17 protein-coding genes and 1 pseudogene are annotated in these 23696 nt (G+C 48.4%); 5 read left to right on the forward strand and 13 right to left on the reverse strand.

What is annotated here, in order from left to right:
- Positions 1–203, forward strand: a pseudogene (locus tag BM101_RS14615) (transposase); the annotation flags it as partial.
- 219 nt (positions 204–422) lie between these two features.
- Here the strand turns inward: BM101_RS14615 and acnA are convergent.
- The gene (acnA, locus tag BM101_RS11835) at positions 423–3116 is read right to left on the reverse strand and encodes an aconitate hydratase AcnA (protein ID WP_087032148.1); all 2694 of its coding nucleotides are present in this window, start codon (positions 3114–3116) and stop codon (positions 423–425) included.
- 124 nt (positions 3117–3240) lie between these two features.
- Here acnA and BM101_RS11840 point away from each other — a divergent pair, with 124 nt between their 5' ends.
- The gene (locus BM101_RS11840) at positions 3241–4149 is read left to right on the forward strand and encodes a LysR family transcriptional regulator (protein WP_087032150.1); all 909 of its coding nucleotides are present in this window, start codon (positions 3241–3243) and stop codon (positions 4147–4149) included.
- Positions 4150–4152: 3 nt separating this feature from the next.
- Here BM101_RS11840 and BM101_RS11845 read toward each other — a convergent pair whose 3' ends face one another.
- The 3 genes from BM101_RS11845 to BM101_RS11855 all read right to left on the reverse strand — a co-directional run bounded on the left by BM101_RS11845 (position 4153) and on the right by BM101_RS11855 (position 7855).
- Positions 4153–5529: a CitMHS family transporter gene (locus tag BM101_RS11845; RefSeq protein WP_087032152.1), complete on the reverse strand. Its 1377-nt coding sequence runs from the start codon at positions 5527–5529 to the stop codon at positions 4153–4155.
- Between the two features lie 29 nt (positions 5530–5558).
- Positions 5559–6695 (reverse strand): 2-methylaconitate cis-trans isomerase PrpF family protein, encoded by a 1137-nt coding sequence (locus tag BM101_RS11850; protein ID WP_087032998.1) that lies wholly within the window; start codon positions 6693–6695, stop codon positions 5559–5561.
- 557 nt (positions 6696–7252) lie between these two features.
- Positions 7253–7855, reverse strand: coding sequence for a methylated-DNA--[protein]-cysteine S-methyltransferase (locus tag BM101_RS11855; RefSeq protein ID WP_245825668.1), 603 nt, complete (start codon positions 7853–7855; stop codon positions 7253–7255).
- 99 nt (positions 7856–7954) lie between these two features.
- Here BM101_RS11855 and BM101_RS11860 point away from each other — a divergent pair, with 99 nt between their 5' ends.
- The 3 genes from BM101_RS11860 to ftsH all read left to right on the forward strand — a co-directional run bounded on the left by BM101_RS11860 (position 7955) and on the right by ftsH (position 11806).
- The gene (locus BM101_RS11860; protein WP_179193086.1) at positions 7955–9136 is read left to right on the forward strand and encodes a MalY/PatB family protein; all 1182 of its coding nucleotides are present in this window, start codon (positions 7955–7957) and stop codon (positions 9134–9136) included.
- 315 nt (positions 9137–9451) lie between these two features.
- Positions 9452–9895, forward strand: a complete 444-nt coding sequence (locus BM101_RS11865) for a MarR family winged helix-turn-helix transcriptional regulator (protein ID WP_087032159.1) — start codon at positions 9452–9454, stop codon at positions 9893–9895.
- 21 nt (positions 9896–9916) lie between these two features.
- Positions 9917–11806, forward strand: a complete 1890-nt coding sequence (gene ftsH / locus BM101_RS11870; RefSeq protein WP_087032163.1) for an ATP-dependent zinc metalloprotease FtsH — start codon at positions 9917–9919, stop codon at positions 11804–11806.
- Positions 11807–12062: 256 nt separating this feature from the next.
- Here ftsH and BM101_RS11875 read toward each other — a convergent pair whose 3' ends face one another.
- The 9 genes from BM101_RS11875 to BM101_RS11915 all read right to left on the reverse strand — a co-directional run bounded on the left by BM101_RS11875 (position 12063) and on the right by BM101_RS11915 (position 23575).
- The gene (locus BM101_RS11875) at positions 12063–13016 is read right to left on the reverse strand and encodes a carbohydrate kinase family protein (RefSeq protein WP_087032165.1); all 954 of its coding nucleotides are present in this window, start codon (positions 13014–13016) and stop codon (positions 12063–12065) included.
- Between the two features lie 46 nt (positions 13017–13062).
- On the reverse strand, positions 13063–14565 hold the full coding sequence (locus BM101_RS11880; protein WP_245825671.1) for a glycoside hydrolase family 32 protein: 1503 nt from the start codon (positions 14563–14565) through the stop codon (positions 13063–13065).
- 44 nt (positions 14566–14609) lie between these two features.
- On the reverse strand, positions 14610–16226 hold the full coding sequence (locus BM101_RS11885) for an ABC transporter substrate-binding protein (protein ID WP_087033001.1): 1617 nt from the start codon (positions 16224–16226) through the stop codon (positions 14610–14612).
- A gap of 43 nt (positions 16227–16269) precedes the next feature.
- Positions 16270–17151, reverse strand: coding sequence for a carbohydrate ABC transporter permease (locus BM101_RS11890; protein ID WP_087032167.1), 882 nt, complete (start codon positions 17149–17151; stop codon positions 16270–16272).
- Positions 17152–17165: 14 nt separating this feature from the next.
- Entirely contained in the window at positions 17166–18107 is a 942-nt protein-coding gene (locus BM101_RS11895; protein WP_087032169.1) for an ABC transporter permease, read from the reverse strand.
- 172 nt (positions 18108–18279) lie between these two features.
- On the reverse strand, positions 18280–19263 hold the full coding sequence (locus BM101_RS11900) for a LacI family DNA-binding transcriptional regulator (protein WP_087032171.1): 984 nt from the start codon (positions 19261–19263) through the stop codon (positions 18280–18282).
- Between the two features lie 352 nt (positions 19264–19615).
- Complete coding sequence (locus BM101_RS11905; protein WP_177194506.1) at positions 19616–20989, reverse strand: CHAD domain-containing protein; 1374 nt, start codon at positions 20987–20989, stop codon at positions 19616–19618.
- A gap of 166 nt (positions 20990–21155) precedes the next feature.
- Positions 21156–22538, reverse strand: a complete 1383-nt coding sequence (locus BM101_RS11910) for an MATE family efflux transporter (protein ID WP_087032176.1) — start codon at positions 22536–22538, stop codon at positions 21156–21158.
- Positions 22539–22756: 218 nt separating this feature from the next.
- Positions 22757–23575, reverse strand: a complete 819-nt coding sequence (locus BM101_RS11915; RefSeq protein WP_087032177.1) for a MurR/RpiR family transcriptional regulator — start codon at positions 23573–23575, stop codon at positions 22757–22759.
- Positions 23576–23696: the final 121 nt, after the last annotated feature.

Below are 23696 nucleotides of genomic sequence, written 5' to 3' on the forward strand. Positions count from 1 at the left end.
AGTGGGAACAACAGAAAAAAATAATTAAAGATTTGCTTTCGGATGAAAAGACTGGCGCGATCTACGGAAAACGGAAGATCGATGTAGAACCAGTGTTCGGATTCTTGAAGGCTAATTTGTGCTTCACTCGATTCTCGGTCAGAGGAAAGGAGAAGGTGCGCAATGACTTGGGATTTGCGCTTATGGCAGTGAACATGAGGAAATACGCTGTTCAGACAGCCCTCCTTGGGAGGGAATCTGCACCTTGGCCCTCGAAAAAAGGTTCCAACCACCAAAATTCGGTGATTGGAACCTTTTTTAATTCATTTCAGCTAGTTATGTCCCAGCCTCTTTTGCATGTTATAAAATAAATTGAAGCCGGAGTCGGAGGCCAGCTTCAATCTATTTTAGCGTTCAACGCGGAGAATCATAGTAAAAAAAGCTTATTTGATCTTGTTTCTGAGCACCATCGGCAGAATACCTTTGTTGCGGTAATATTCGATTTCGATGTCAGAATCCAATCTGGCGGTTGCCTGGAATGTTTTTTCCGTTCCGTCTGCCGCTTTCGCCGTCACCGTGATCACTTCATCCGGTTTCACGTCGTCTGTGATGGCGATGGCGTATTCTTCCAATCCTGTCAGGCCTAACGTATCTGCATCCTCACCTTTGAGGAATTCCAACGGTAGCGTGCCCATCATGATCAGGTTCGAGCGGTGGATTCTTTCAAAACTTTTCGCGATGACGGCATCGACGCCCAGCAGTCTGGCGCCTTTAGCAGCCCAGTCACGGGAAGAGCCCATGCCGTAATCATCTCCGGCAAGGATGACCAAACCGGTGCCATCCTCTTTATATTTTACGCTTGCATCGAAAATCGGCATGATCTCACCGGTCGGAATGTATTTTGTATAGCCGCCTTCCAATCCATCGGCCAAAGCGTTCCGCAAACGGATATTCGAGAATGTTCCGCGCATCATCACTTCATGATGCCCTCTGCGGCTGCCGTATGAGTTGAAGTCTTTTGGTTTTACGCCGTGTTCCATCAAGTATTTCCCTGCCGGCGATTTCATCGCAATCGCTCCGACCGGTGAAATATGGTCGGTTGTGATCGAGTCTTGGAATTTGCCTAAGACGCGCATCCCCTTCAGAGCTTGAATCGGCTCTGTTTCCATTTGGAAGTTATCGAAGTAAGGCGGGTTTGCGATGTAAGTGGAATCCTCATCCCAATCGTATACCGCTTTGTCTGCGGATTCAATTTGATTCCACAAATCATTGGAATCAAACACGGAACGGTATTCTTCCTTGAACATATCGGCAAGCACACTTTCATTTACGACTTTTTGAACCTCTTCATTGCTCGGTAAAATGTCTTTTAAATATACTGAGTTCCCTTCTTTATCTGTCCCGATCGGATCCGTAGCAAGGTTCACTTTCACGTTTCCGGCTAAAGCATACGCGATGACCAAGTGCGGTGCGGCCAGGTAGCCCGCTTTCACTTCCGCGTGGATGCGGCCTTCAAAGTTACGGTTCCCGCTCAATACTGCGGAAAGAAGAATGTTCCCTTCTTTTGCGGCTTCACTGACTTCCGGTCTTAATGGGCCAGAGTTCCCTACACACGTCATGCAGCCATAGCCGATGATGTTGAAGCCTAACGCTTCCAAGTAAGGCAATAAGCCCGATTTTTCATAATAGCGCGCTGTCACTTTCGATCCTGGTGACATGGATGTTTTCACATAGCGTTTGACTGATAACCCTTTTTCTACTGCGTTCTTGGCCAATAAAGCCGCGCTCAGCATAAGGTACGGATTGCTTGTGTTGGTGCAGCTTGTGATGGCCGCAATGGACACAGCCCCATTTTCCAACTCTTCTTGATAGCCATCTTCATAAGTGATCGTCACTTTGTTGTCGATATCAGCGGCATCCAGCCCGTAGCCTTGATTGCCCATCGGTGCAGCATACGCTTCCACGAATTCCTTACTGACATTGGACAATTTCACTAAGTCTTGCGGTCTTTTCGGGCCTGCCAGACTCGGCTCTATCGTCGCCAAATCGATTTCGATCAATTCTGAGTAATTCGGTTCGATTTCATCATTGTAGAACAGGTTATTTGCTTTTACATAAGCTTCGATCAGATTCACTTTCGCGTCTTCTCTGCCGGTGAATCGCAAGTAATCCAAGGTTTCGGCGTCGACCGGGAAGAATCCGCAAGTCGCACCGTATTCAGGCGCCATATTGGCGATGACGGATCTGTCCGCAATCGTCAGATTTTTTAACCCCTCACCAAAATATTCAACGAATTTCCCGACTACTTTTTGCTCGCGCAACACTTGCGTCATTTTTAAGGCTAAGTCTGTTGCGGTGGCGCCATTTTGTAATTTACCGGTAAAGCGAACTCCGACAACATCCGGCGTCTGCAGATAGCAAGGTTGCCCCAGCATGCCTGCTTCCGCTTCGATACCGCCAACACCCCAGCCAAGGACGCCCAAAGCATTGATCATGGTCGTATGCGAGTCTGTTCCTACCAATGTGTCCGGATATAATGTTTCTTCCCCGTTCACGGTCGCCGCTTTCACCACATCGGCAAGATATTCCAAGTTTACTTGATGGACGATCCCCGTTGCAGGAGGCACTACGTTGAAGGAATCGAACGATTTTTCCGCCCAGTTAAAGAACTCATACCGTTCTCTGTTGCGGTCAAATTCAATTTCCGCATTCATTCGGAAGGCATCATTGAAGCCTGAATAGTCAACTTGGACGGAATGGTCGATGACCATATCAACTGGGATGTCAGGATTGATGATGGCCGAATCTTTGCCTAATTTGTCGGTTACGTAACGCAAGGCTGCCAGGTCGACGATTGCCGCCCCACCAGTCAAATCTTGCAAGATAACGCGCGATGGTTTGAAGGGAACTTCCACTTTCGTTTCATTGACGGGTTTCCAATTTGCTAAAGCTGCCACATGATGCGCGCTGATAATTTTTCCATCTTCTTGTCTCAGTAGGTTTTCCAACAAGACGCGGATGGAATAAGGCAGCTTCGCAATGGCGACTTGCTCATTTTCCAATGATTTCAAGTCATAGTAGATGTAGTCTTTCCCGTTAATAGTGATGTTTTTTGCTGCTTTTTGTTTGTTATTCATAGTGACACTCCTATTTTTATTTATCATGTATTTACTTATCCCCATCTTAGTCCTATAATATCCATAAATAAAATACATATATTTTATTTTTATAGTAAGCAAAACTTATAATAGGGGTGATCATATGGAAATGAAAGATATCGAATACATCAAGGCGATCCACGAATGCAAAAGTTTAACAAAAGCTGCCGAAACTTTGTACATTTCACAACCATCTTTGAGCATGTATCTGAAAAATATGAATACCCGCTTGGGTTTTTCCGTCTTCAACCAAATCGGAAAAAAATTCGAATTGACTTTTCTCGGCGAGCGTTTTTTGGCTGCGGGAAGCGAAATACTGCGCATCCGCGATGACTTCTATGATGAAGCCGCAACCATTCTGGACAACAAAATCGGCCGCCTTCGTGTCTCCATCCCTTTTATGCGCGGTTCTTACCTGGCGCCCGAAATCTTGCCGAAATTCAACGAAATCTATCCGAACATCACCGTCGAATTGTTGGAGGAATCATCCAAAGTCGTTGAGGAAAAAATCAACAACGGCGAAGCCGACATCGCCATAATGAACAAGCCGCACCATGCTTTGCATCTGGATTACGAGGTCATCAAAACCGAAGAAATCCTTTTAGCCGTGCCAGCCAACCATCCCTGCATCCATGAGGGCAAAGCGAATCCGCACAGCAACTATCCCGCCATTGATCTGCGCCTGTTTGAAAAGGATCGTTTTATCCTGCATTTTCCGGATCAACGCACCGGACAGATTGCAGAAACGATTTTCACGGAGCTTGCCTTCACACCAAGACAGGTCATCCATACGCGGAATATCGAAACGGCTGTCAATTTGACGGTAACGGGATATGGCGTCTCTTTCGTAAATGAGACCCATATCCGCCACCTCAAATTCGGGAATGCTCCCCGCTTCTTTTCCATAGAGGGCCAGCCGCATTATGCGGATATGATTGTCGCCTATCGGAAAGGCCGCACCTTGCCCCCCTACATCAAAACGTTGATTGCGTTATGCAAAGAAGTTGTTTAACGATCAATGGAAAAGGAATGGCAGTGGAATTGCGCCAATCAGGATTGCGATGATTGTTTGAATCGCAAAGCTTGGCAGTCCCCATTTCAGATATTCTTTTGAGTAGTCGCCAAAACTGACTTCTGTTCTGTTCACCAAAACATAAAGGAAGGCTACTAACGGACTTGCAAAACGGATGGCTTGACCCATCATGGAAGCGACCCCGATTTCAGTCGGTGTTGCACCGTATTGATAAGCAATCGGTGCCAATACCGGCAGGATACCGAAGTAGAAAGCGTCGTTCGGCAAGAAGAACAAACCCGGCAAAGAAATCAAAGCGAGGAAGAATGGGATATAGCCACCTAAACTTTCGGGGATCATGCCAGCCATTTGTTGTGCAATCGCCGTGCTCATGCCGCTGCCGTTCAGAACACCCATGATGATGCCCGCACCATAAACCAAACTTACTGGGCCTAATGCTTCTCCGCCATTTGCAATCAGACGTGAAGATTGCAGACCCAAATCTTTGTAGTTGACCAGTAATGCAATGGCTGTCCCAAGCAAGAATAGGATACCGCCATTGATGACGTCCATAATCAGCATCACCATGATCGCTACGGTAAGGAAAAAGTTGAACCAAATCAATTTGGGACGTTTCAAATAAGCGTCTTTTTCATTGATTTCTTTAATGATGTGTTCCAAATCGCTGTCATGGATGATGCCGGTACCTTTAACGTAGCCCAGACGAGCGCGCTCTTTTTTACCATAGAAGTAGCACATATACATGGCTAAAATACCTGCGCCGATCATACCTGGGATAACGGGTACGAAGAATTCTTTCGGTGTCAAGTTCAACACCGGCATCGCACGAGCCATCGGGCCACTCCAAGGCACTAAGTTCATTACCGAGTTGCAGAATCCGATGATTACCGCCAAGTATAGCTGGTTCATCTTCATTTTCTTGAACAGCGTCAGAACCGCTGTTGTTACGATCAATACAGTCGTTGTCCCGTCACCATCCAGTGACACGATCAAGGAGATGATACCCGTAGCGACGCAGATCTTCATTGGATCGCCTTTTGCCCATTTGATCATCTTCGTAGCCAATGGGTCGAACAGACCGACGTCCAACATAACGGAGAAGAACAGGATGGCGAACAGCAATAACGTAATCGTTGCCGCTACACCTTTACCGATAAGTTTTTTGTCCGCATCAACCGTATAATACAAGCCACCAAAAATCCAATCAAACACTTCTAAAAGTGGTGTTCCGGTCACAAATGCGGCCCCTAGCCCAAAAACAACGGGAACTAAAATCAATGCTGCAAAAGGTGACATTTTCTTTGCCAATAGTAAAATCATAAAGGTAACGATCATTGCATAACCCAATAAAGCTAACATTTTAACACTCCTTATTCATACTATTATTTCTATCCTTTGTAATAGACGGTACCCGTCATGATTTTTCTTGCCGTCCGGTGACTGGATACGGACTCGATTTTAATTTTCCCATCTTCATTTTTGTATTTCATCGCTACAGAAATCGTGCCATCGCTATGTCCTAGGACAATCTCATTTTTCACGTTTTCATTGCCCAACACTTCGTTGGGAATCGTTCCCGGGATGGCACAAGCAGCTGCCGTACAGAGAGCACCTGTCAAAGCGATGGTTTTATGCGCCTTTTGCATGCTCATCATCCGCATGGAAAGATTATAATCGGATGCCGCTATCTCTTTGCCGCTATCGGTCGTGTAATCTTGTGCAGATGCGATGATCGTCATTTTCGGAACGCCAGGAGTTACGGTGGCCCCCTCTTGCCAAACGTTGATCAAACCCATTTTCACCGCCGCTTCGCCACGGATTTTTTCCAACAATTCCAAATTTTCCGGTTTTGCATCAATGTCGCTTGCGCTCTCCGTTCCCGTGAAGCCAATATCCTCCGCCTTGATGTAGACGAGCGGATTGGCCGCATCCACGATGGAAACTGCGATATCGCCGAAGCCTTCGATTGAAAGCACATCTTTCGTTTGACCGGTCGGCAATAATTTTCCGGTAAAGGAGCCTTCCGGATTCAAAAATTCCAATTCGATTTTTGAACCTGTTCCAGGAACACCCGAGATGGCAAAATCACCTTCATATGTAATTTCTCCGTTCGGAGTTGGGATATGTTCGTGGATCATTTTTTTTGTATTTGTGTTGTATACCCTGACAGTCGTGATGGGCGAGGTAATTCCAACCATTTTATTTTCCAGGGCGAAGACTCCGACGGCTGAAGAAATATTGCCGCAGTTCCCTGCATAGGATACAAACGGTTTATCGATTTGAACTTGCGCAAAAGTGTAATTGACATCCCAATCATTTTCCGATTCTTTTGAAATGATCGCCACTTTACTCGTTGTCGAAACCGCTCCGCCCAATCCGTCAATTTGGCGTTCATCCGGGCTCCCCATGATCCTCAACAAGATTTGATCGCGTTCCTCTTTGTTTTCCGGTAGTTCTTCTTCCTTAATGAACACGCCTTTGCTTGTTCCGCCTCGAAAGATGCTGCATTGTAATTCTTTTAACATATCGAACCTCCAAATGTTTCCGTTTTCATTCATCCGCAAAAAAATTTTTTCCATTCTGTTGCTTCATTCGAATGAGCAATGAACACGGACTGCAGTTCCTGTGTTTGTTCATTGTTCAACTTGATATTTGAAGTATAGATTCCAAACATCCAGTTATCCAATCAATCATCTTTATCAAAATCATAGGTTTTGATTATGATTATAACCGTTATAATTAACAATTATTTTTCTTTGTATAATCAAAAATAATTGTGTCGTAATATAACTGCCTGCCTTCGCAATATATCCCCAGCTTTTGGCTTTCCAGTTGCGCTTCATTCCCACCTCCCCCCATATCATCGGATACAGAAAGAGGGACCGGAATCAATGATTCCGGTCCCTCTTATCGTTTTTCCGGTTATCCGCGCTTCACCGAACGGCGTTCCATTAGCTTTATTGCAAGCGCATCGTCCCTATCCTTCACTGCAAAAATTACACTCTAGAAACATTACGTCATTGAGAATATCGATTCTAATTGATAAGGTGTTTTTTTAGTGTTTATTATCTTTTATGCATTCTCATTCCTTTTCTTTCACGGCCTTCGCTTCGAGGTCCAATAAGTATCCCTTCAATGCCAGTCCGCCTGCATAACCGACGAGCTTGCCGTTGGTGCCGATGACGCGGTGGCATGGGGTGATGATGGCAATCGGGTTGCGGTTGTTGGCCATCCCGATGGCACGCATCCCTTTCGGATTGTCGACGGCTGCGGCGATTTCCTTGTAGCTTCTCGTCTCCCCGTAAGGCACTTGCCTGAGCGCTTCCCAGACTTTCATTTGGAAAGGCGTCCCTTGTGCAGCCAGCGGCAGATCAAACGTTTGCCTTTTTCCGCGGAAGTATTCCTGCAGTTGCCGATCCGCTTCCAGCAGCAACGGCGTGTCCTTTTCTTCCATAGAAGCCATTTCTTTTTTCAGTCTTTCATCCAGCTCCCTTTCGGCATGTTCCAGAAAAGTGATGCCTTCTCCGTTCTCAGCCAAAATATACTTCCCGATCGGGGAAGCGATCCATTTATATGCCCGCATATGTGCAACTTCCTTCTTGTCTTTTTGAAACTCATTATACTGGAAAAACGCGAGCAGCACACCCCTGACCATCCGCTCCAGCGGAAACGTCTGAGATGCCATAGTATATTTCCTATCGCTAGACTGACAATCGCCTTTGCTTTGGGCTATACTGGAAGCAGCAAAGAAACGATCTCGTCACAAAAATCAGAAAGAGAGATGATGATTTTGACTATTTTTGATGAATTGTTAGACAGAAGGAACAACGGCTCCAAAAAATGGAACAAAGCGTATATCCAGCACCGGTTCCAAACCGACCGTGAGGATATTTACCCGCTCTTCATAGCGGACACCGACTTCAGACAAGCTGACGCTGTCCAGGAGGCATTCAACGCTTTCGTCGCGGGCGGCGATTTCGGTTACTTCGATGCGCCGGCTGCCTTTTACGAAAATATCCAATCCTGGTACCGCGACAAACTAGATACGCCGATCGAAAAGGAATGGATCATCCCCGCTAACGGCACGATTGCGTCCATCCATTCCGCAGCCCATCTGGTCAGCCAAAACCGGCCCATTTTGATGTTCACGCCCGTCTACGGCGTCTTCAAGGATGTGGCTGCCCATTTCGGCGGCATCGTGACGCTGCCGCTTATCAACAACGAAGCGTGCTACAAGATCGATTTTGAATCCTTGGAAAAGCTGTTAGCGGACGGCGAAATAAAGACGCTGCTCTTCTGCAATCCGCATAACCCATCCGGAAGGATCTGGTCCAACGGCGAACTGGCTGCCTTAGTGCAGCTCTGCAAACGTTACGGCGTCACGATTCTGTCGGACGAAATCCACGGCGAGTTGAACCTTTCCCCGAAAAAATTCGTTTCCTTGATCGCTCTCATGGACGAGTATGCAAACATCATCGTCTGCAGTTCGCCCAATAAAACCTTCAATTTATCCGGGCTGACCGCATCCTATGTCATCATCCGCGACGGGAAGCTGCGCAAAGCCTTCCAACAGGAGTTGGATCGCTTCCACATCACAATCAATCGGGCGGGCATGCAATTCATTTCCTCCGCCTATCAATACGGCAAAGACTGGCATACACAGCTGCTGGGCTATCTGAAAGAGAATATGCAGCTTCTGGAAGAACAGTTGGAGGGACTGGAACTGCATTGGATGCGCCCCGATGCCGGTTATCTCGTCTGGTTGCGGCTGGACAAGGTTTCCGATGTCGATCGTTTTGTCGTCGCATTGGCGCAGGAGACGGGCGTCTTGATTGAGACCGGCAGCCGTTTCGTGGCGGACTTCGAAAACTATGTCCGCCTGAACATCGCCACAAGTTCCTCCTTGCTGTCGGAGGCTTTGAGCCGGTTCCGCCTGTTTTATGAAAATTATCGTGAAGATGACTGATTTTCCGTAGCATAAATTTCAGACACATAATAAATGACATCTGGTCCGGGGCACGCCCTGGGCTTTTTTTGACCATTCCGCAAATAATCTACGGTCCCCTCGCAAAAAAGCTGCTTGCGAAGCGCTTATCTTTTTCTTTAACCGCCCTTCATCAATTCTTCACATGTTCCCACTATATTAGGGTTGGGCCCTCTTTCCGAAGGTTTTCCCAATTCTTACGTTTTGGTTAAGAAAGGGCTTTCCCCTTGCCAGTAAAACAGTTTTGGAATAAAATAGTTTTACATCACAACTATCCCCTACGCAAAGGAGGCCGCTATGAAAATTGATTTTCTAAAGAAAGAATTATGGGATCTGCTGCGGACCATCCAGGATTCGAAGGATATCGTGATTTGTCCGATCGCGAAGGCGCACAATATGACACCTTTGCAATTGCGGCTGTTGATGGAAATCAATGCGGCGGAGGAGATCTCGCTGAGCCGCTTGTCCAAAGTCCTGGAAATGAACAACGGCAACGTATCCACTCTCTGCAAAAAGATGGAGCAACGTGGCTTCCTCACCCGGCAACGCCGGCTTGATGATGAGCGCTACATTGCCCTGAAAATCTCCCCGGACGGCAAACGCGTCCTCCAACAAATGGATGCAGACATGCACGACAAATACTGCTTGTTTTTAGATTGCGTCTCCGAGGAACAGCTCGAAAAAATCACAACTGGCTTGAAAGAATTGCAGTTGCTGTTAAGAAAAATGAACGACCAATAACGAAAGGATTGATCAATTTAAATGGCAAACGACAAGAACAACAAAAAAAATAAATCCAAACAAAAGTGGAATGTGAACCTGAATCCGACCGATCCAAACAACCGCAAGACGACAGCCTATTACCTGCTTGTGATTGTAGGGATCGTCATGTTCCTGAACTACTTTATTTTCCCAAGCTACTTGACCCCCGCCACCAAGGAAGTGACCTACAGCGAATTCCTAACCGAAGTCAAAAAAGGCGACGTGTCGGAAGTGAAATTGGAAGCCTCAAAGATCACCTTTGTGGCGGCCGATGCGAACGGCAAGAAAAACGTATTCGTCACCGGTATCGTCGAAGACCCTACGCTGGTCACCCGTTTGGAGGCTGCTAATGTGACCTTCAGCAAAGACATCCCGACGGAAGCTTCCCCAATCATGACCCTGTTGCTTACTTGGGTCTTCCCGCTGCTGATTTTCTGGGTCCTCGGCAGCCTGTTGGGCAAACAATTGGCTAAAAAAATGGGCGGCGGTGCCGGTGGCGGCGCCCTCTCCTTCGGAAAATCCAACGCTAAGGTCTATGTGAAGGCTGGCGACGGCAAGAAATTCAGCGACGTTGCCGGACAGGATGAAGCCAAAGAGGCTTTGAGCGAGGTCGTCGACTACTTGCATCAACCACAGAAGTACCAAGCTATCGGTGCGAAAAATCCGAAAGGCGTCCTATTGGTCGGACCTCCCGGAACCGGTAAGACTTTGCTGGCCCAAGCTGTTGCCGGTGAAGCAAACGTTCCGTTCTTCAGCATTTCCGGTTCTGAATTCGTGGAAATGTTTGTCGGCCGCGGAGCCGCAAAAGTGCGTGATCTCTTCAAGGAAGCAAACGAAAAGGCCCCTTGTATCGTGTTCATCGATGAAATCGATACAATCGGGAAGAAACGTGACAACGGCGGCTACGGCGGCGGGAACGACGAACGGGAACAGACCCTTAACCAATTGTTGGCTGAAATGGATGGTTTCGAGGAAAATAAAGGGGTCATCATCTTGGCCGCGACCAACCGTCCGGAATCTTTGGATGCCGCCCTGCTTCGTCCGGGTCGTTTTGACCGCCGCGTACCGGTAGAGTTGCCCGACTTGGCTGGCCGTGAAGCCATCCTGAAAGTACATGCGAAAAACTATAAAATGGATCCGAATATCGATTACAATACGATTGCCCGCGCCACTTCCGGCGCATCCGGTGCCGAATTGGCCAACATCATCAACGAAGGCGGTCTCCGTGCCGTCCGCGAGGGCCGCACCGCTGTGAACCAAAGCGATCTGGAAGAATCGGTTGAAACCGTCATTGCCGGTTACCAACGTAAAAATGCCGTCATTTCACCGAAAGAAAAGGAAATCGTTTCTTATCATGAAATCGGACATGCCTTGGTTGCCGCAAAACAAACCAACTCTGCGCCGGTCCACAAAATCACCATCATCCCGCGCACTTCCGGTGCTTTAGGGTACACGATGCAGATCGAGGAAGGCGAAAAATCCTTGATGAACAAAGAGGAGCTCTTCAACAAGATCGTGACGTTTGCAGGCGGACGCGCCGCCGAGGAAATCATCTTCGGCAACATCACAACCGGCGCTTCGAACGATATCGAGCAAATGACCAAGATTGCCCGCGCGATGATCACCCGTTACGGGATGAGCGATACCTTCGACATGATGCAGATCGAAACGCAAACCAATAAATATTTGGGCGGCGATACTTCAAGCAATGTATCCGCCGGCATGGCCGAACGCGTCGACCAAGAAGTATTGGACATCATCAAGAAAGCCCACGAAAAAGCGGGAATCCTCCTGAGCGAAAACATCGACAAGCTGCATGAATTGTCCCACCACCTGTTGATCGAAGAAACCATCACCGGTGAAGCATTCATGAGAATCTTGAACAGCTGAACACACTGATCCAGAAAACAGAGTTGCAGACGCAGCTCTGTTTTTTTGGCCATCGTTGGCGCTGTGTATGCTGTTCGCAGTTCCACAGACTCCATCTGCTCCATAGCGTAACAATCTGTGTAGGGGTCCGCGAGCTAATGCCGCTATCCAGCCGTCTGGAATGTTCCAACCGAAGCATACTGATTGCTGAAAAAATAGAAAAGGACCTTTTGGACGGCACGCGAGCGTGTCCGTTCCAAAAGGTCCTTTTTGTTCTTCAACCTATAAAATCCTGCACTTCCTGCAAGGTAGGGATGGCGCTGATGCCGCCATGTTTGGTCGTCACCAATGCGGCCACGCGATTGGCGAATTCACCCATTCGGCGGATTTCATCCAGCGTGCAGTCCGTTATCTTATCCACCTGCGCGAATTGATAGAGGAAAGCTCCGATGAAGGAATCGCCTGCACCGGTCGTGTCGACCGTATCCACCCGTTTCCCGCTGACAGAAATCTTTTCGCCTTTGAAATAGAGGTCCGCCCCAGCCCCTCCCTTCGTCAAAATCAGGAGTTCCAGTCCATTCTGCAGCAAGGTTTTTACCCCTTCCGCTTCGCTTTCCTTCCCGGTGATGAAGGCCAATTCATCGTCGCTGACTTTTAAGACGTCCGCATACGGAATGAAGTCTTGGATTGTTTGCTTCAGTTTTTCCGCATCCGGCCATAGATTCAGGCGGACGTTCGGATCGAAGACGATCGTGCCGCCTGCTGCTTTCACTTTTTCAAGCACAGCTATGTGGGCATATTTGACGGGCGCTTCGATCAGATCCACGGAGCAGAAATGCAGGATGGCGTCAGCGGGAAAGTCAATTCCCTTCACCTCTTCCTTATCCAGCAGCATGTCGGCACTCGGATGGCGGTAGAAACTGAATTCCCGTTCGCCATTATCTTGAAGCGACACAAACGCCAGCGCTGTGTTCGCCTCTGTTGTCGTATAAAGGTGGCTGGTGTCCACCTGGTTTTCTTTGAGCACGTCGGTCAGGTATTCTCCGAAAGCATCCTGTCCCACCTTCCCGATGAAGCTTGCCTTACCGCCTAAGCGGCTGACCGTGACGGCCACATTAGCCGGGGCCCCGCCGGGTTGTTTGGTGAAGCCCGCTACCGCCTTCAAAGCTACCCCTGTTTCGCTGGGGAAAAAATCGATGAGCAATTCTCCGATAGTAAATACGTTCCGCATATTGATCTCCTTTGTGACAATTCTTTATGATTGTTTTACATGCCAATCAGGCAATCGGCATGAATGCCGCCTGTTCGATGACTGCTTTGCCGCTGCACCGGAAAGAGATGCCAGACGCGGGTTCCGTCGGATAGACGTTCGTCGACAGGACCGCATCCCCATTCCCTTCGAACACCTCGATGGAAGAGCTGTCCAAAAAGATATCCAGGAGCAGCCACTGGACCATTGTCGGGAGGGCGACTTTCCGGCAGCTTAGCGGCGTCGCCTCTTCACCGTTGATCATGATTCCGCTCTTGGAGCGGTCGATTCCCAATTCGTTCATCATGCGGTCATAAAATACCAACGTGCTTTCCTGCTCATTCTCGCGCAGGCGGATTTCCATCCGTTCAACGGCGGATACATCTATTTTCAACTGCAACAGTCCCCGTTCACCCTCGATTCCGGGCAGAACAGCGACCCCGTCCTCCAAATAGAAAGCCCCAATGGTTTCCGGAGATTCTCCTTCGGTTAAGCTTGCAGCGATCGGATACTGCTTCAGTTTGCCGTCTTCCAGCTTCAATTGTCTGGGAATGGTCATGGAGCCAGTCCAGCCGTGCCCTAACTCATCGGTAGGAAAATTCCGGCCCCAATTTTGCATCCAAGCGATGCAGATCCTTCTTCCTAGATCGTCTTCCAGGCTTTGCGGAGCATAGTAGTCCAATCCGTGGTCCAATTCCTGGAAACTCTCTGGATGGAATTGGTTGGTGGCCCAATCCACCTTTCCGATTGCCAAAAGCGAGGCATTCAGATTCTGGTAGTCGTTCCCTTCCTCCGGCCATTGCATCGGAGAAAAAATGAGGCAATCTTTTCCGTCAAGGGTGAAGAAATCCGGGCATTCCCACATGATTCCCTGCTCTTTCGTCCCCTTCAGAAAGACGGAAGAGAACCGCCAGTCCAAGAGATCAGCGGACTCGTAAAGAAGCACTTGTCCGGTACCCTCCTCCGTCTTCGAGGCGATGACGGCATAGAACATGCCGTCGTGCTCGAATAGTTTCGGATCCCTGAAATCGATCGGCGAGGCACCCTCAGGCAAAGCTGCGGCTGGAATGACAGGGTTGTGCTGCACTTTTTCAAAATGGACGCCGTCTTCCGAAACGGCGAGGCACTGAACCTGGTAATGGATGCCCGCTTCATCGGCCTCCGTCACGCCGGTATAAAGCAGATACAGCTTGCCGTCTTTTTCGATGGCGCTGCCGGAGAAGCAGCCGAAACGGTCGTAGGCTTGGTCAGGGGCCAGCGCAACCGGCAAGTCTTCCCAGTGGGTCAGATCCGTTGACTTCATGTGACCCCAATGCATTGGGCCCCATTTTGCATCATAGGGATGAAATTGGTAAAAAAGATGGTAAGCTCCTTGATACTGGATGAAACCGTTCGGGTCGTTCATCCAGCCTATCGGGGGCACGGCATGGTAATGATTGCGGTAAAGGGGGGCTACCGCCGCCCTGTTTTCTTCGATGTACCGATTGGCCCGCTCTATAGAATGTGATATTTCGGTCTGTTGTCTGTCCACGCTATCCTCATTTCTGACTCTGATCGCTTGCATCATCGTCGTATTTATTTGACGTTTGAATTGTAGGTATCATACGCTTGTTGTTTGATTTGCAGCCATTCTTGTAAGCCTAGGCGGTTCAGCTCTGCTGTGTAAGCATCCCACTCTTCCGCAATCTTTCCGTTTGCGATCCATTCTGCCCGTTTCCGGTTGACGAACGGCAATAAGTCGGCTTCGATCTTCGCGATTCTATCTGCTTGATCCAGGGACAGGAATACTTTTGGATAGTTGAATTGGTTGTGAACATCAGCAAGATACGTTTCTTTGAAGAGGTCCAAACGCCATTTTGCATCATCCGGCATCGTGGTTACGGTTCCGTAGTACTCATCCAAAATGGCTAACGGCCCGCCTGCTTCTGTCTTTTGGCGCAATTCTCCTGGCGCTGTCCCTTCCAAAGGCAGATGTTTCAACGATTTGGTGGCATCTACATATTCGAAGATGTTCTGTTGGGTTTCATCGCCATAGGTTCCCCAGTTGTTCTGTACCGATTGGAGCGGCGCATACATCTGATCGACCCATTTAGCCGTCAACTCTACGTTTTTATTTGCGCTCGTGATGACGAAACGATCTCGGCTGAAGCCGAATCCATTGGTACGCGTGACGTGTTTTTCGCCGTTGGGTCCTTTTAAAGCCGGAAGTGGTTGGTAGGAATCATTGGATCCGGATACATTAGCTTTATCCCAAGTGAAGTACACACCGTATAATTGTTCTTTCCCTTTTGCGATATAGGCATTAAAGTCTTGTTCAAAGGCTTCGACATCGATGAGATTTTTGCTGTACATTTGATTGAAATATTCCACTCCGGCTTTGTACTCTGGGTTATCCGCTGTGAAGTCAACGGTGCCATCGTCGTTCACCACCAGATGATCATCATTGTCGCCGATGCCGAATGCCCCAAAGAGGAATTTCATGTCTTCGTTTCCGCCATTATTGACGAAGGAAATCGGGATTTCATCCGCTTTCCCATTGCCATTCGGGTCCTGTGTCTTGAAGGCTTCCAGCACAGCCATCAGCTCATCGGTCGTCTCAGGCATCTTCAAGCCCAGTGCGTTCAACCAGTCAACATTGATCCAAGGGATGTCATTGACCGTATGGATGGATTCTTTACCCTGTCCCAATTCTTCGATCCACGGCAAGGAGTAGATGTGTCCATCCGGCGCGGTTATCATAGCCAAATATTCTGGGTTTTCGTCCAATACTTTTTTGAAGTTCGGCATATTTTTATTGATCTGATCCTCCAGCGGGATGATGATGCCGTTATCCGCCCAGGAAAGAAGGTCGTAGTCACTTGCTCCGGCATTCCACATCGCATCAGGCAAGTCACCGCTCGAGATGTCAAGGTTGCGCTTTTCTATATAATCAGAAGAATAGTTGGTCCAGTCGATGTGAACACCCGACTGCTTCTCCAAGCGTTGGAAAATCAATTTTTCGTTTGGATCCGCCGGTGCCAAGGGGGAACTGGAGGTGGTCATCTTCAAGGTTACTGTTTTTTCTAATGGCAACGTGGTGTCCGTCAATTTGTAGTCTGGTGACGATGCGCTGCCGGATGAGGAACCGCATGCCGCCAAAGTCAAGATAGTCGCTGTTGATAGTAAGGCCGAACCGATGAATTTCACTTTCATTTTCATTCTCTTTTTCTCCTCTATATATGTTATTTTTTGTTTCCTATCCTTTGAGCGAGCCTGCCATCATGCCTTTGTCGAAATATTTCTGGAAGAACGGATACATCACAAGAAGCGGCAGGCTCGAGATGACGATCGTGGAATATTTGATCAGCTCTGCCAGCTGTGCCATTTCGGCCATCTGTGTAGCTGATCCAATCATGTCCTGTTGCGGTTGATTTTGGATAAGTATTTTCCGTAGCACCAACTGCAGCGGCTGCAGATCTGCATCCTTCAGGTAGATCATGGCATCGAAATAGGAATTCCATTGGCCAACGAACGCGTACAGGAACAAAACAAAGATGATTGGTTTTGCCAATGGCAACATGATTTTAAAGAAGATTTGAATTTCATTGGCCCCGTCGATGATGGCTGCTTCCTCCAGTTCATCCGGCATTTGTTGGAAATAGGTTCGTGCCAAGATGATGTTCCAGACATTGATCGACCCCGGAAGGATGATGGCCCAGACGGTGTTCAGCATGCCCAGGTTCTTCACCAATAAGTAAGTCGGAACCAAGCCCCCTCCGACGAACATCGTGATGATCAAGAAGATTGTGATTGGTCTTTTCCCTACGAACTTCTTCTTCGACAGGGGATAGGCCGTCAGAATCGATATGCCTACGGTCAAAGCACTGTATGTGGTTGAGTAAAAGATGGAATTCAGGAAACCGCGGACGATGGCGGGATCCTGGAACACCCTTTTATAGCCTTCGATGCTCCAGTTGGCTGGGTTCAGGCTCAACCCCTGTGAACGGAGAACCAGGGGGTCCATAAAGGAGGCGATGAGCACGTACAGCAATGGCGATAAGGTGATCAATACCAAGAAGCCTATCAGGATGCGGTTAAGAACCAGAATACGACGATCAAATTTTGTTAGGGTTATCATTTTTATCCTCCTCTCTATAATGCGGCATCATCACTGCCGACCTTGTTCGCAATCGTATTCACGATCAGCAACAAGATGACGTTAATGACGGTGTTGAATAATCCGACAGCAGTGGAATAGCCATAATCACCCATCTGCAACCCGACTTTATACACGTAGGTCGAGATGATTTCCGAAACGGGCAAGTTCATCGATGTCTGCATCAGGAAGGCTTTTTCGTACCCAACATTCATGATGCCCCCTACGGACAGGATGAACTGGATGACCATGATGGGACGGAGTGCCGGGAGATCGATGTACCAAATACGGTACAAGATATTGGCGCCATCCATATGAGCTGCATCAACCAAATCCTGGCTGACATTCGCAAGTGTGGCGGTGTATAGGACCGAGGCCCAACCCATCCCTTGCCAGATTCCGGAGAAGATGTAGAGTGTCCGGAAATAATTCGGATCGGTCATGAACATGATCGGCGATCCGGTCAACCGTTGCACAAATCCATTGATGGGGCCGTCCGCTGCCAGGAACATGAACAGCATCCCGACGATGATTACCAATGAAATGAAATTCGGTGCGTAAAGGATCAGTTGGAACCTTTTTTTCCATTTTGTGCTGACAAGGTGGTTCAGTGACAAGGCCAGGATAATCGGCGGAAAAAATCCCAGAACCAAGCCGAATATGCTGATTTTCAGTGTATTCTCCAACAAGACGGAGAAATTGGGCGAATCGATGAACTGCACAAAATTCTCGATACCGACCCATTTGCTTCCCATGATTCCCTGCAAGGGATTGTAGTCCTTGAAGGCCAACAAAATCCCGTACATGGGAAAGTATTTGAAAATCAGGGTGAGTAATAACCCCGGGGCTAGCATGTAGTAAAGCATCCGGTGTTGCTTGACGAACTCCCATTTCGTTTGTGTCACTTTTCGTGGTATGCCATTTTGGACCTTTTTCATAGCTATCCATTCTCCTCCTCAAAAATTGAAACGTTTCCAATTCGTTCCTAAAAAATTTGGAAACGTCTTTCTCTCATAATTGAAACGTTTCCAATTCACTCCAAAAAAATATGTTTTTGATGTAGGTTTATAATAATCCAGTAACCGTTTTCTGTCAATACCAAAAACATATTTATTTTACGCAATTATTTTTTGTCGTTGGGCCTTCAATATACGTCACAGGTAACGTTATTTTCTCTTTGACAGCCTCCCCATCGATCAGCTCGATTATTTTTTTGACTGCCGCCTGCGCCATCAGGTCGACTGGCTGACGGATGGTCGACACAATCTGTCGGCGCCCCGCTTCCATTTTGATGCCATCACAACCGATGATCTGAATTTCCTCCGGTACATGCCGTTCCATTGCATCCAAGACTTCCAGTATATCTAATGCGATAAAATCGGTATGCGCGAATACCCCATCTACATCTGGATGTTTTTCAAAAAACGTTTTGATGCCTGCAAGAAGATCCAAAACAGGATCCATCTCATCATAGATGGCATAAGGGATGTTCATCCGTTCGGCCTGCTCCACAAAGCCGGCCCTTCTTTTGGTCGTTTCGCTGGGGAAGCGGGAATGCGTTCCGATATAACCCAATTTCCGGCAGCCTTTTTCAACCAATTTTTCTACCGCTAACTGACCTGCCTGGAAGTTATCTGAGGTGACACAAACCGTCTCCTCTTTGAAATGGCGGTCAATCGTCACAAACGGCAAATGGGAAGAAACGAAATTATCCAAATCCGAGTAGGTGATGCCGATGATGCCATCTACCTTGTTTTCCTGAACCATCTGGATATATTCCAATTCCTTTTCATTGCTGACATCTGAATTGCATAACAGCATCTTGAACTTGTGTTCCGACAGATTCCTTTCCACATAGTAGGCGAATTCCGAAAAGAACGGATGCCATATTGTGGGGATGATCAAAGCGACCGTGTATGTCTTGTTCATCTTCAGGCCACGGGCATATGCGTTAGGAATATAGTTCAATTCCTTCATTGCTGCTTGCACTTTTCGGCGGGTCGATTCCTTCACAGCACCGGAGTCGTTCAGGACGCGGGATACTGTTCCGACACCGACATTAGCCAGTGCAGCGACATCTTTCATTGTTGCCATGTTATCACGCTCCTTTTTGTATACACTTACAATCCTTTTATCATGATAGCAGAGTAATCAAAATAAGTATAGATGCACTTTTTTGCATCTCCTCTTTTTTTATTCTGAACGAGCATCATACAATTATATATTGTTCGAAATGCATCGGTTGTCTTTTTGAAGCTGGATTTTTTTAATCCGGCAAGTCCCGCCCACCTATTTCAATGGCCTCTACGAGAGATTACTCCGTTGCCGCTAATGTGACGGGAGCGCTGTTCGCAAGCCACTGCCGCTGCAAAGATGCCCCCCAAAAAAAGAAAAATGCACCCGCGCTGAATGTATTAACAATCGACGCGGGTGCATTTTGTTGTGTCTAATCTTCTTCTTGGTTCAGGAGCGCCTCTCTGCGTTCGAATTGATGCTCGCTCAGTTTCCTGAAATTGCTCCGGAGTTCCGGATCATCGGTCTTTTCCGCCATTTCCAGAAGGAGATGGCCATTGATTTGCAGGTCACAGAGCGTTCCCAAGGAGGTCTGCATCTTCTTCATTTCCTTGATGATCTCTTTATCCTTCTCGCCGACGATCGGCGCAAGGTAGGTGGCGGCGTAGCGCAATTTCTTGGCATTGATGCGCAGGCTATGGGTCTCTTCATGGTTAGTGAAATCCACCTCTTCCCACTTGCGCAGCAGCCGTTTCTCCATTTTTTCCAATTTCTTGATGGTCGCCTTCTTTTGTTGCCTGTCGTTCAACTGGATGGACTGCAGCAATTGTTCGGTTGCGGCCTCCGCATCCAGAATCCGCTCGGTCAAAGCTCCGCTCTTGATCAAAAGTGCGATGCTGTCCTGTTCGGCTTGCCTTTCTTCTTTCAGCCAGGTCATCACCTGTGCATCTTCGGCCAACATTTCCGGATAAAGCCCCCACAGTTGGCGGCATTCTCCCATCAGGACATCCAACTCGCGCAAGTAGCCGAACGTGGTCGCGATGTCCCGCCAATCCTCGCTCGCTTCCCGGTAATAGCCTTCGTCGCCGTTCGACTTGTTGAAATTCAGCAGCGCCCGCAGTTGGCGGATAGATACGCGTAGGTCATGGGCGGACTCAGGGTCGACCGGATTTTGCTGATAGGCAGCATAGGCGTGCTGGACGCCCGCCATCTGTTCCGTGATGATGGCTTCATACATCGTCTCTTCAGCATCCTTCTTGTGGCTATCTTCGTCGCTCTCTGAAAAAGGGTTCGTTCGGTTCCTTTTACCATCTGCTTGTTCCTGCGTACATTTGAGTGTCTCACCCGGAGCCAGCAGCCATTCCAGTTTGCCGATCGGCTCCTCGTCCAGATTCACCGTGAAGAAGGCTGCAGCGCCCTTCTTGAACGGGATCGGCGCGCCGATCAACTCATTGGTCCACATGCCCATATACGGTTCATGCCCGACGAGCGCCACCGTGAAGCCATCTTCTTCCTGTTTCAGCGCCTCCAGAAAGGCGGCAAATACTCCCGTTGCGAGAAAATCCTTCTCTTCGATTTCCTTCACCCCGGTCGCCTCGGCAACCAGCTCGGCCGTCTCGCGAGCCCGCAGCAACGGACTCGTCCAAATCTTCAAGTTGGCGGTTTCCGTCAGCAAAGGGGCGATGTCCGCCAGAAAGCCTGCCAGTTCCTTCTTGCCTGCATCCGTCAATTTCCGGCTGAAATCATCCCCCTCAGGTGTCCCCTCCACCGCTTTTCCGTGCCGGATCAATATCAGTTGTCCGTTCATATTCCTCATCCTTCCTTTACAACGTTCATTTTTATTTTCGGCTATCGTATGTAAGCGTTTCATCACCTTAAGTATAACACTTTTCCGAGAAAACAATACGCAGAAAATGTTTCCAGAATAAAAGACAGCCACACGATAGGTCGCATGACTGTCTTCGGCCGATTCATCAGGCTATCCTCACTTTTTTCCATTTTCCAGACTTGAAACGCATGGCGATCAAAAGCCAGCGGATGACTTGGTCCAACATGACAGCCAGCCAGGCCCCCAACAGGCCCAATCCTAAGACGTTCACGAAGAAAGTGGCGGCCAGGACGCGGATGAGCAGAATCCCGACGAAAGTGGAGATCAGTGGAAAAACGGTGTCCCCTGCCCCGCGCAATGATCCCGCGACAATCAGCTGATGCGACTGGAAGGGTTGTGTAATGGCGGCGACCCGGAGGGCAATGGCCCCATTGCGGATGATTTCCGGGTCATTGGAATAGAGGCTGACGATGAACTCCGCCCCGAAGAAGAAGCCGATGCCCAGCAGCGTTCCGAACACGGTCCCTATTCTGCTCGTATTGGTCGCATACTTTTCGGCGAGGTCCGCGTCATCGGCACCCAAAGAGCGCCCGACCAAGGACGATGCGGCAATCCCGAACGCCTGCCCCAAGGTGAAGGACAGGGAAAGGATGTTCATCCCGATATTATGGGCGGCAAAGACGACGGTACCCAAGCCGGAGACGATCTGGATGAACAGGATGAGTCCGGCACGCAATACTAATTGTTCCATTGCCGAAGGGAAGCCGATTCTGGCCAGGTTCTTCATCGTCTTCAGCGAAAACTGGAATTTATGTTTAAACGAAAAATTCAATTTGCTTTTGCCGGAACGCAGGTAGCGGACCAGCAAGAGGCTTGCCACCGCATTGGCGATGATCGTCGAGGTAGCGGCACCGACGATGCCCAATTCGGGAATGCCGAACAACCCGTAGATCAATAAGGCATTCCCGACGACGTTCAGGAAGTTTGCGCGCAAGTTCACGCCCATCGGAATTTGGGTCTCGCCGATTCCGCGCAAGGAACCGGTGATGCTGAAGTTGAAGGACTGGAACAGATAGCTGATGCAGATGATCCGGAAATAACCGCGCCCGACTGCGATCGTATCCGGCATAGCGCCCATGAAAGCCATGATTTGGTCCGAATAGATAAAGGCCAAGGCGGCCAATGGCACGGAGAGGATCATACTGACGATCATCACGTGCTTCATGACGTTCTCCATCCGGTCATGTTTTCCGGATCCGAAATAGCGGGCAATCAAGGCTGTCCCGCCGACATTCAGCGCCTGCACCACCGAGAGCCCCAAGAATAGCGGTTGATTGGTAACCCCCACCGCAGAAACGGCCGCCGCGGCATAGGCGTGATCTGGGATATTTCCCAACATCATCATGTTGATCATCCCGAAAAGTGAACTCAAAACCAGTTCGATCAAAACCGGCCAGGCGATGTTCATGATGTCTTTGTTTATCGGACTTTTCGGCTTCTTTATGTCCGTTTGCTTCTCTTCCCCCATAATCATCCTCCTACGACTCGTTCTATGATCAAGATACCGAACAATCGCTTGCCTACCAGCATTTTCCCTTTCAGTATAGCATATTTATGCGCAACTATTCTGCACTAATAAATTCCTTTTCAAGAAACCAGCATAATAGTCCATTCCCTTTCGTTCGTGCAGAAATAACGCGTCCCCACCGCATGCGGCAGGAACGAGCGGATAATACAGCTGCAAAATCAATCCAATATTTTATCAATAATGGAACGCAATACCTTCTCCCGTAATTCGACCGTTTTGATTTTATTTTTTATTTCGTACCCCCGCACCAGCGTCTCGGAAATGTACAATTGCGAAATTTTTCCGGCCAGCGATCCGCCATCAAAAAATTCCTCATTGGCGGTCTGCAGGACAATGTCCCCCATTTCAGCAATAGGCGAGGATTTGAAATTGGTGATGGCAATGATAGGCGTATGGTTTTCTTTGGCTATTTTCAAAGAATCGTGGATGTCCTTGGTGCGGCCGCTCAAAGAGAAACAGATCACGAGATCTTCCGGTCCCAGCAATGCTAAGGCATGAGCCTGAAAGTGCGGATCAACGATATGGTTCGCATGAACCCCTACCCGGAGCAACATCTTTTCCAATGAAGCTGCCGACAAGCCACTCGAACCAACTCCGATGATGTATATCCGCTTTGCTTTGGTGATGGCTTCGATCGCCTGCAGGACCACTTCCGAATCGAGCAGCTGCCGGGTCGACTCCAAAACTTTGATTTGGTTCTCCAAAATACGGTCGTAAAATTGATGCTCATTATCGCCTTCATACTGACTGGTGAATTCCTCTTTGGCGATGGCGATTTTCAAATCGGAAAAGCCATTGAAACCGATTTTCTGGGAAAAGCGGATCAGCGTGGCATCCCCTACTTTTACCGCTTCGGTTACATCCTTCATTGTCTGGTACACGGCTTGTTCTTTGTTTTCCAGCAAGTAATCCGCAATCCGTTTCTCGGATTTCGTCAACGCGTGATATTTTTCTTGGATCAGTTGAGCAAGTCCCATAAAGTCATTCCTTTTCATGTTTATGACTCTCATTATACACGAACTTTTTAAAATGAAAATTACCTATTTGCAAACATGAAAGCGTATGCTATATTTCATTTACGGAGATAATCTCCGGAAT

It is taken from the genome of Trichococcus palustris, from assembly GCF_900114465.1.
Lineage (GTDB): Bacteria > Bacillota > Bacilli > Lactobacillales > Aerococcaceae > Trichococcus > Trichococcus palustris.

Coding starts and splice junctions, on each gene's coding strand:
- ftsH (WP_087032163.1), top strand. CDS start 9,917: ATGGCAAACGACAAGAACAACAAAAAAAATAAATCCAAACAAAAGTGG.
- BM101_RS11845 (WP_087032152.1), bottom strand. CDS start 5,529: ATGTTAGCTTTATTGGGTTATGCAATGATCGTTACCTTTATGATTTTA.
- BM101_RS11875 (WP_087032165.1), bottom strand. CDS start 13,016: ATGCGGAACGTATTTACTATCGGAGAATTGCTCATCGATTTTTTCCCC.
- BM101_RS11900 (WP_087032171.1), bottom strand. CDS start 19,263: ATGGCAACAATGAAAGATGTCGCTGCACTGGCTAATGTCGGTGTCGGA.
- BM101_RS11850 (WP_087032998.1), bottom strand. CDS start 6,695: ATGTTAAAAGAATTACAATGCAGCATCTTTCGAGGCGGAACAAGCAAA.
- BM101_RS11855 (WP_245825668.1), bottom strand. CDS start 7,855: ATGGCATCTCAGACGTTTCCGCTGGAGCGGATGGTCAGGGGTGTGCTG.
- BM101_RS11865 (WP_087032159.1), top strand. CDS start 9,452: ATGAAAATTGATTTTCTAAAGAAAGAATTATGGGATCTGCTGCGGACC.
- BM101_RS11885 (WP_087033001.1), bottom strand. CDS start 16,226: ATGAAAGTGAAATTCATCGGTTCGGCCTTACTATCAACAGCGACTATC.
- BM101_RS11860 (WP_179193086.1), top strand. CDS start 7,955: ATGATTTTGACTATTTTTGATGAATTGTTAGACAGAAGGAACAACGGC.
- BM101_RS11895 (WP_087032169.1), bottom strand. CDS start 18,107: ATGAAAAAGGTCCAAAATGGCATACCACGAAAAGTGACACAAACGAAA.
- BM101_RS11890 (WP_087032167.1), bottom strand. CDS start 17,151: ATGATAACCCTAACAAAATTTGATCGTCGTATTCTGGTTCTTAACCGC.
- BM101_RS11915 (WP_087032177.1), bottom strand. CDS start 23,575: ATGGGACTTGCTCAACTGATCCAAGAAAAATATCACGCGTTGACGAAA.
- BM101_RS11905 (WP_177194506.1), bottom strand. CDS start 20,989: ATGAACGGACAACTGATATTGATCCGGCACGGAAAAGCGGTGGAGGGG.
- acnA (WP_087032148.1), bottom strand. CDS start 3,116: ATGAATAACAAACAAAAAGCAGCAAAAAACATCACTATTAACGGGAAA.
- BM101_RS11910 (WP_087032176.1), bottom strand. CDS start 22,538: ATGGGGGAAGAGAAGCAAACGGACATAAAGAAGCCGAAAAGTCCGATA.
- BM101_RS11840 (WP_087032150.1), top strand. CDS start 3,241: ATGGAAATGAAAGATATCGAATACATCAAGGCGATCCACGAATGCAAA.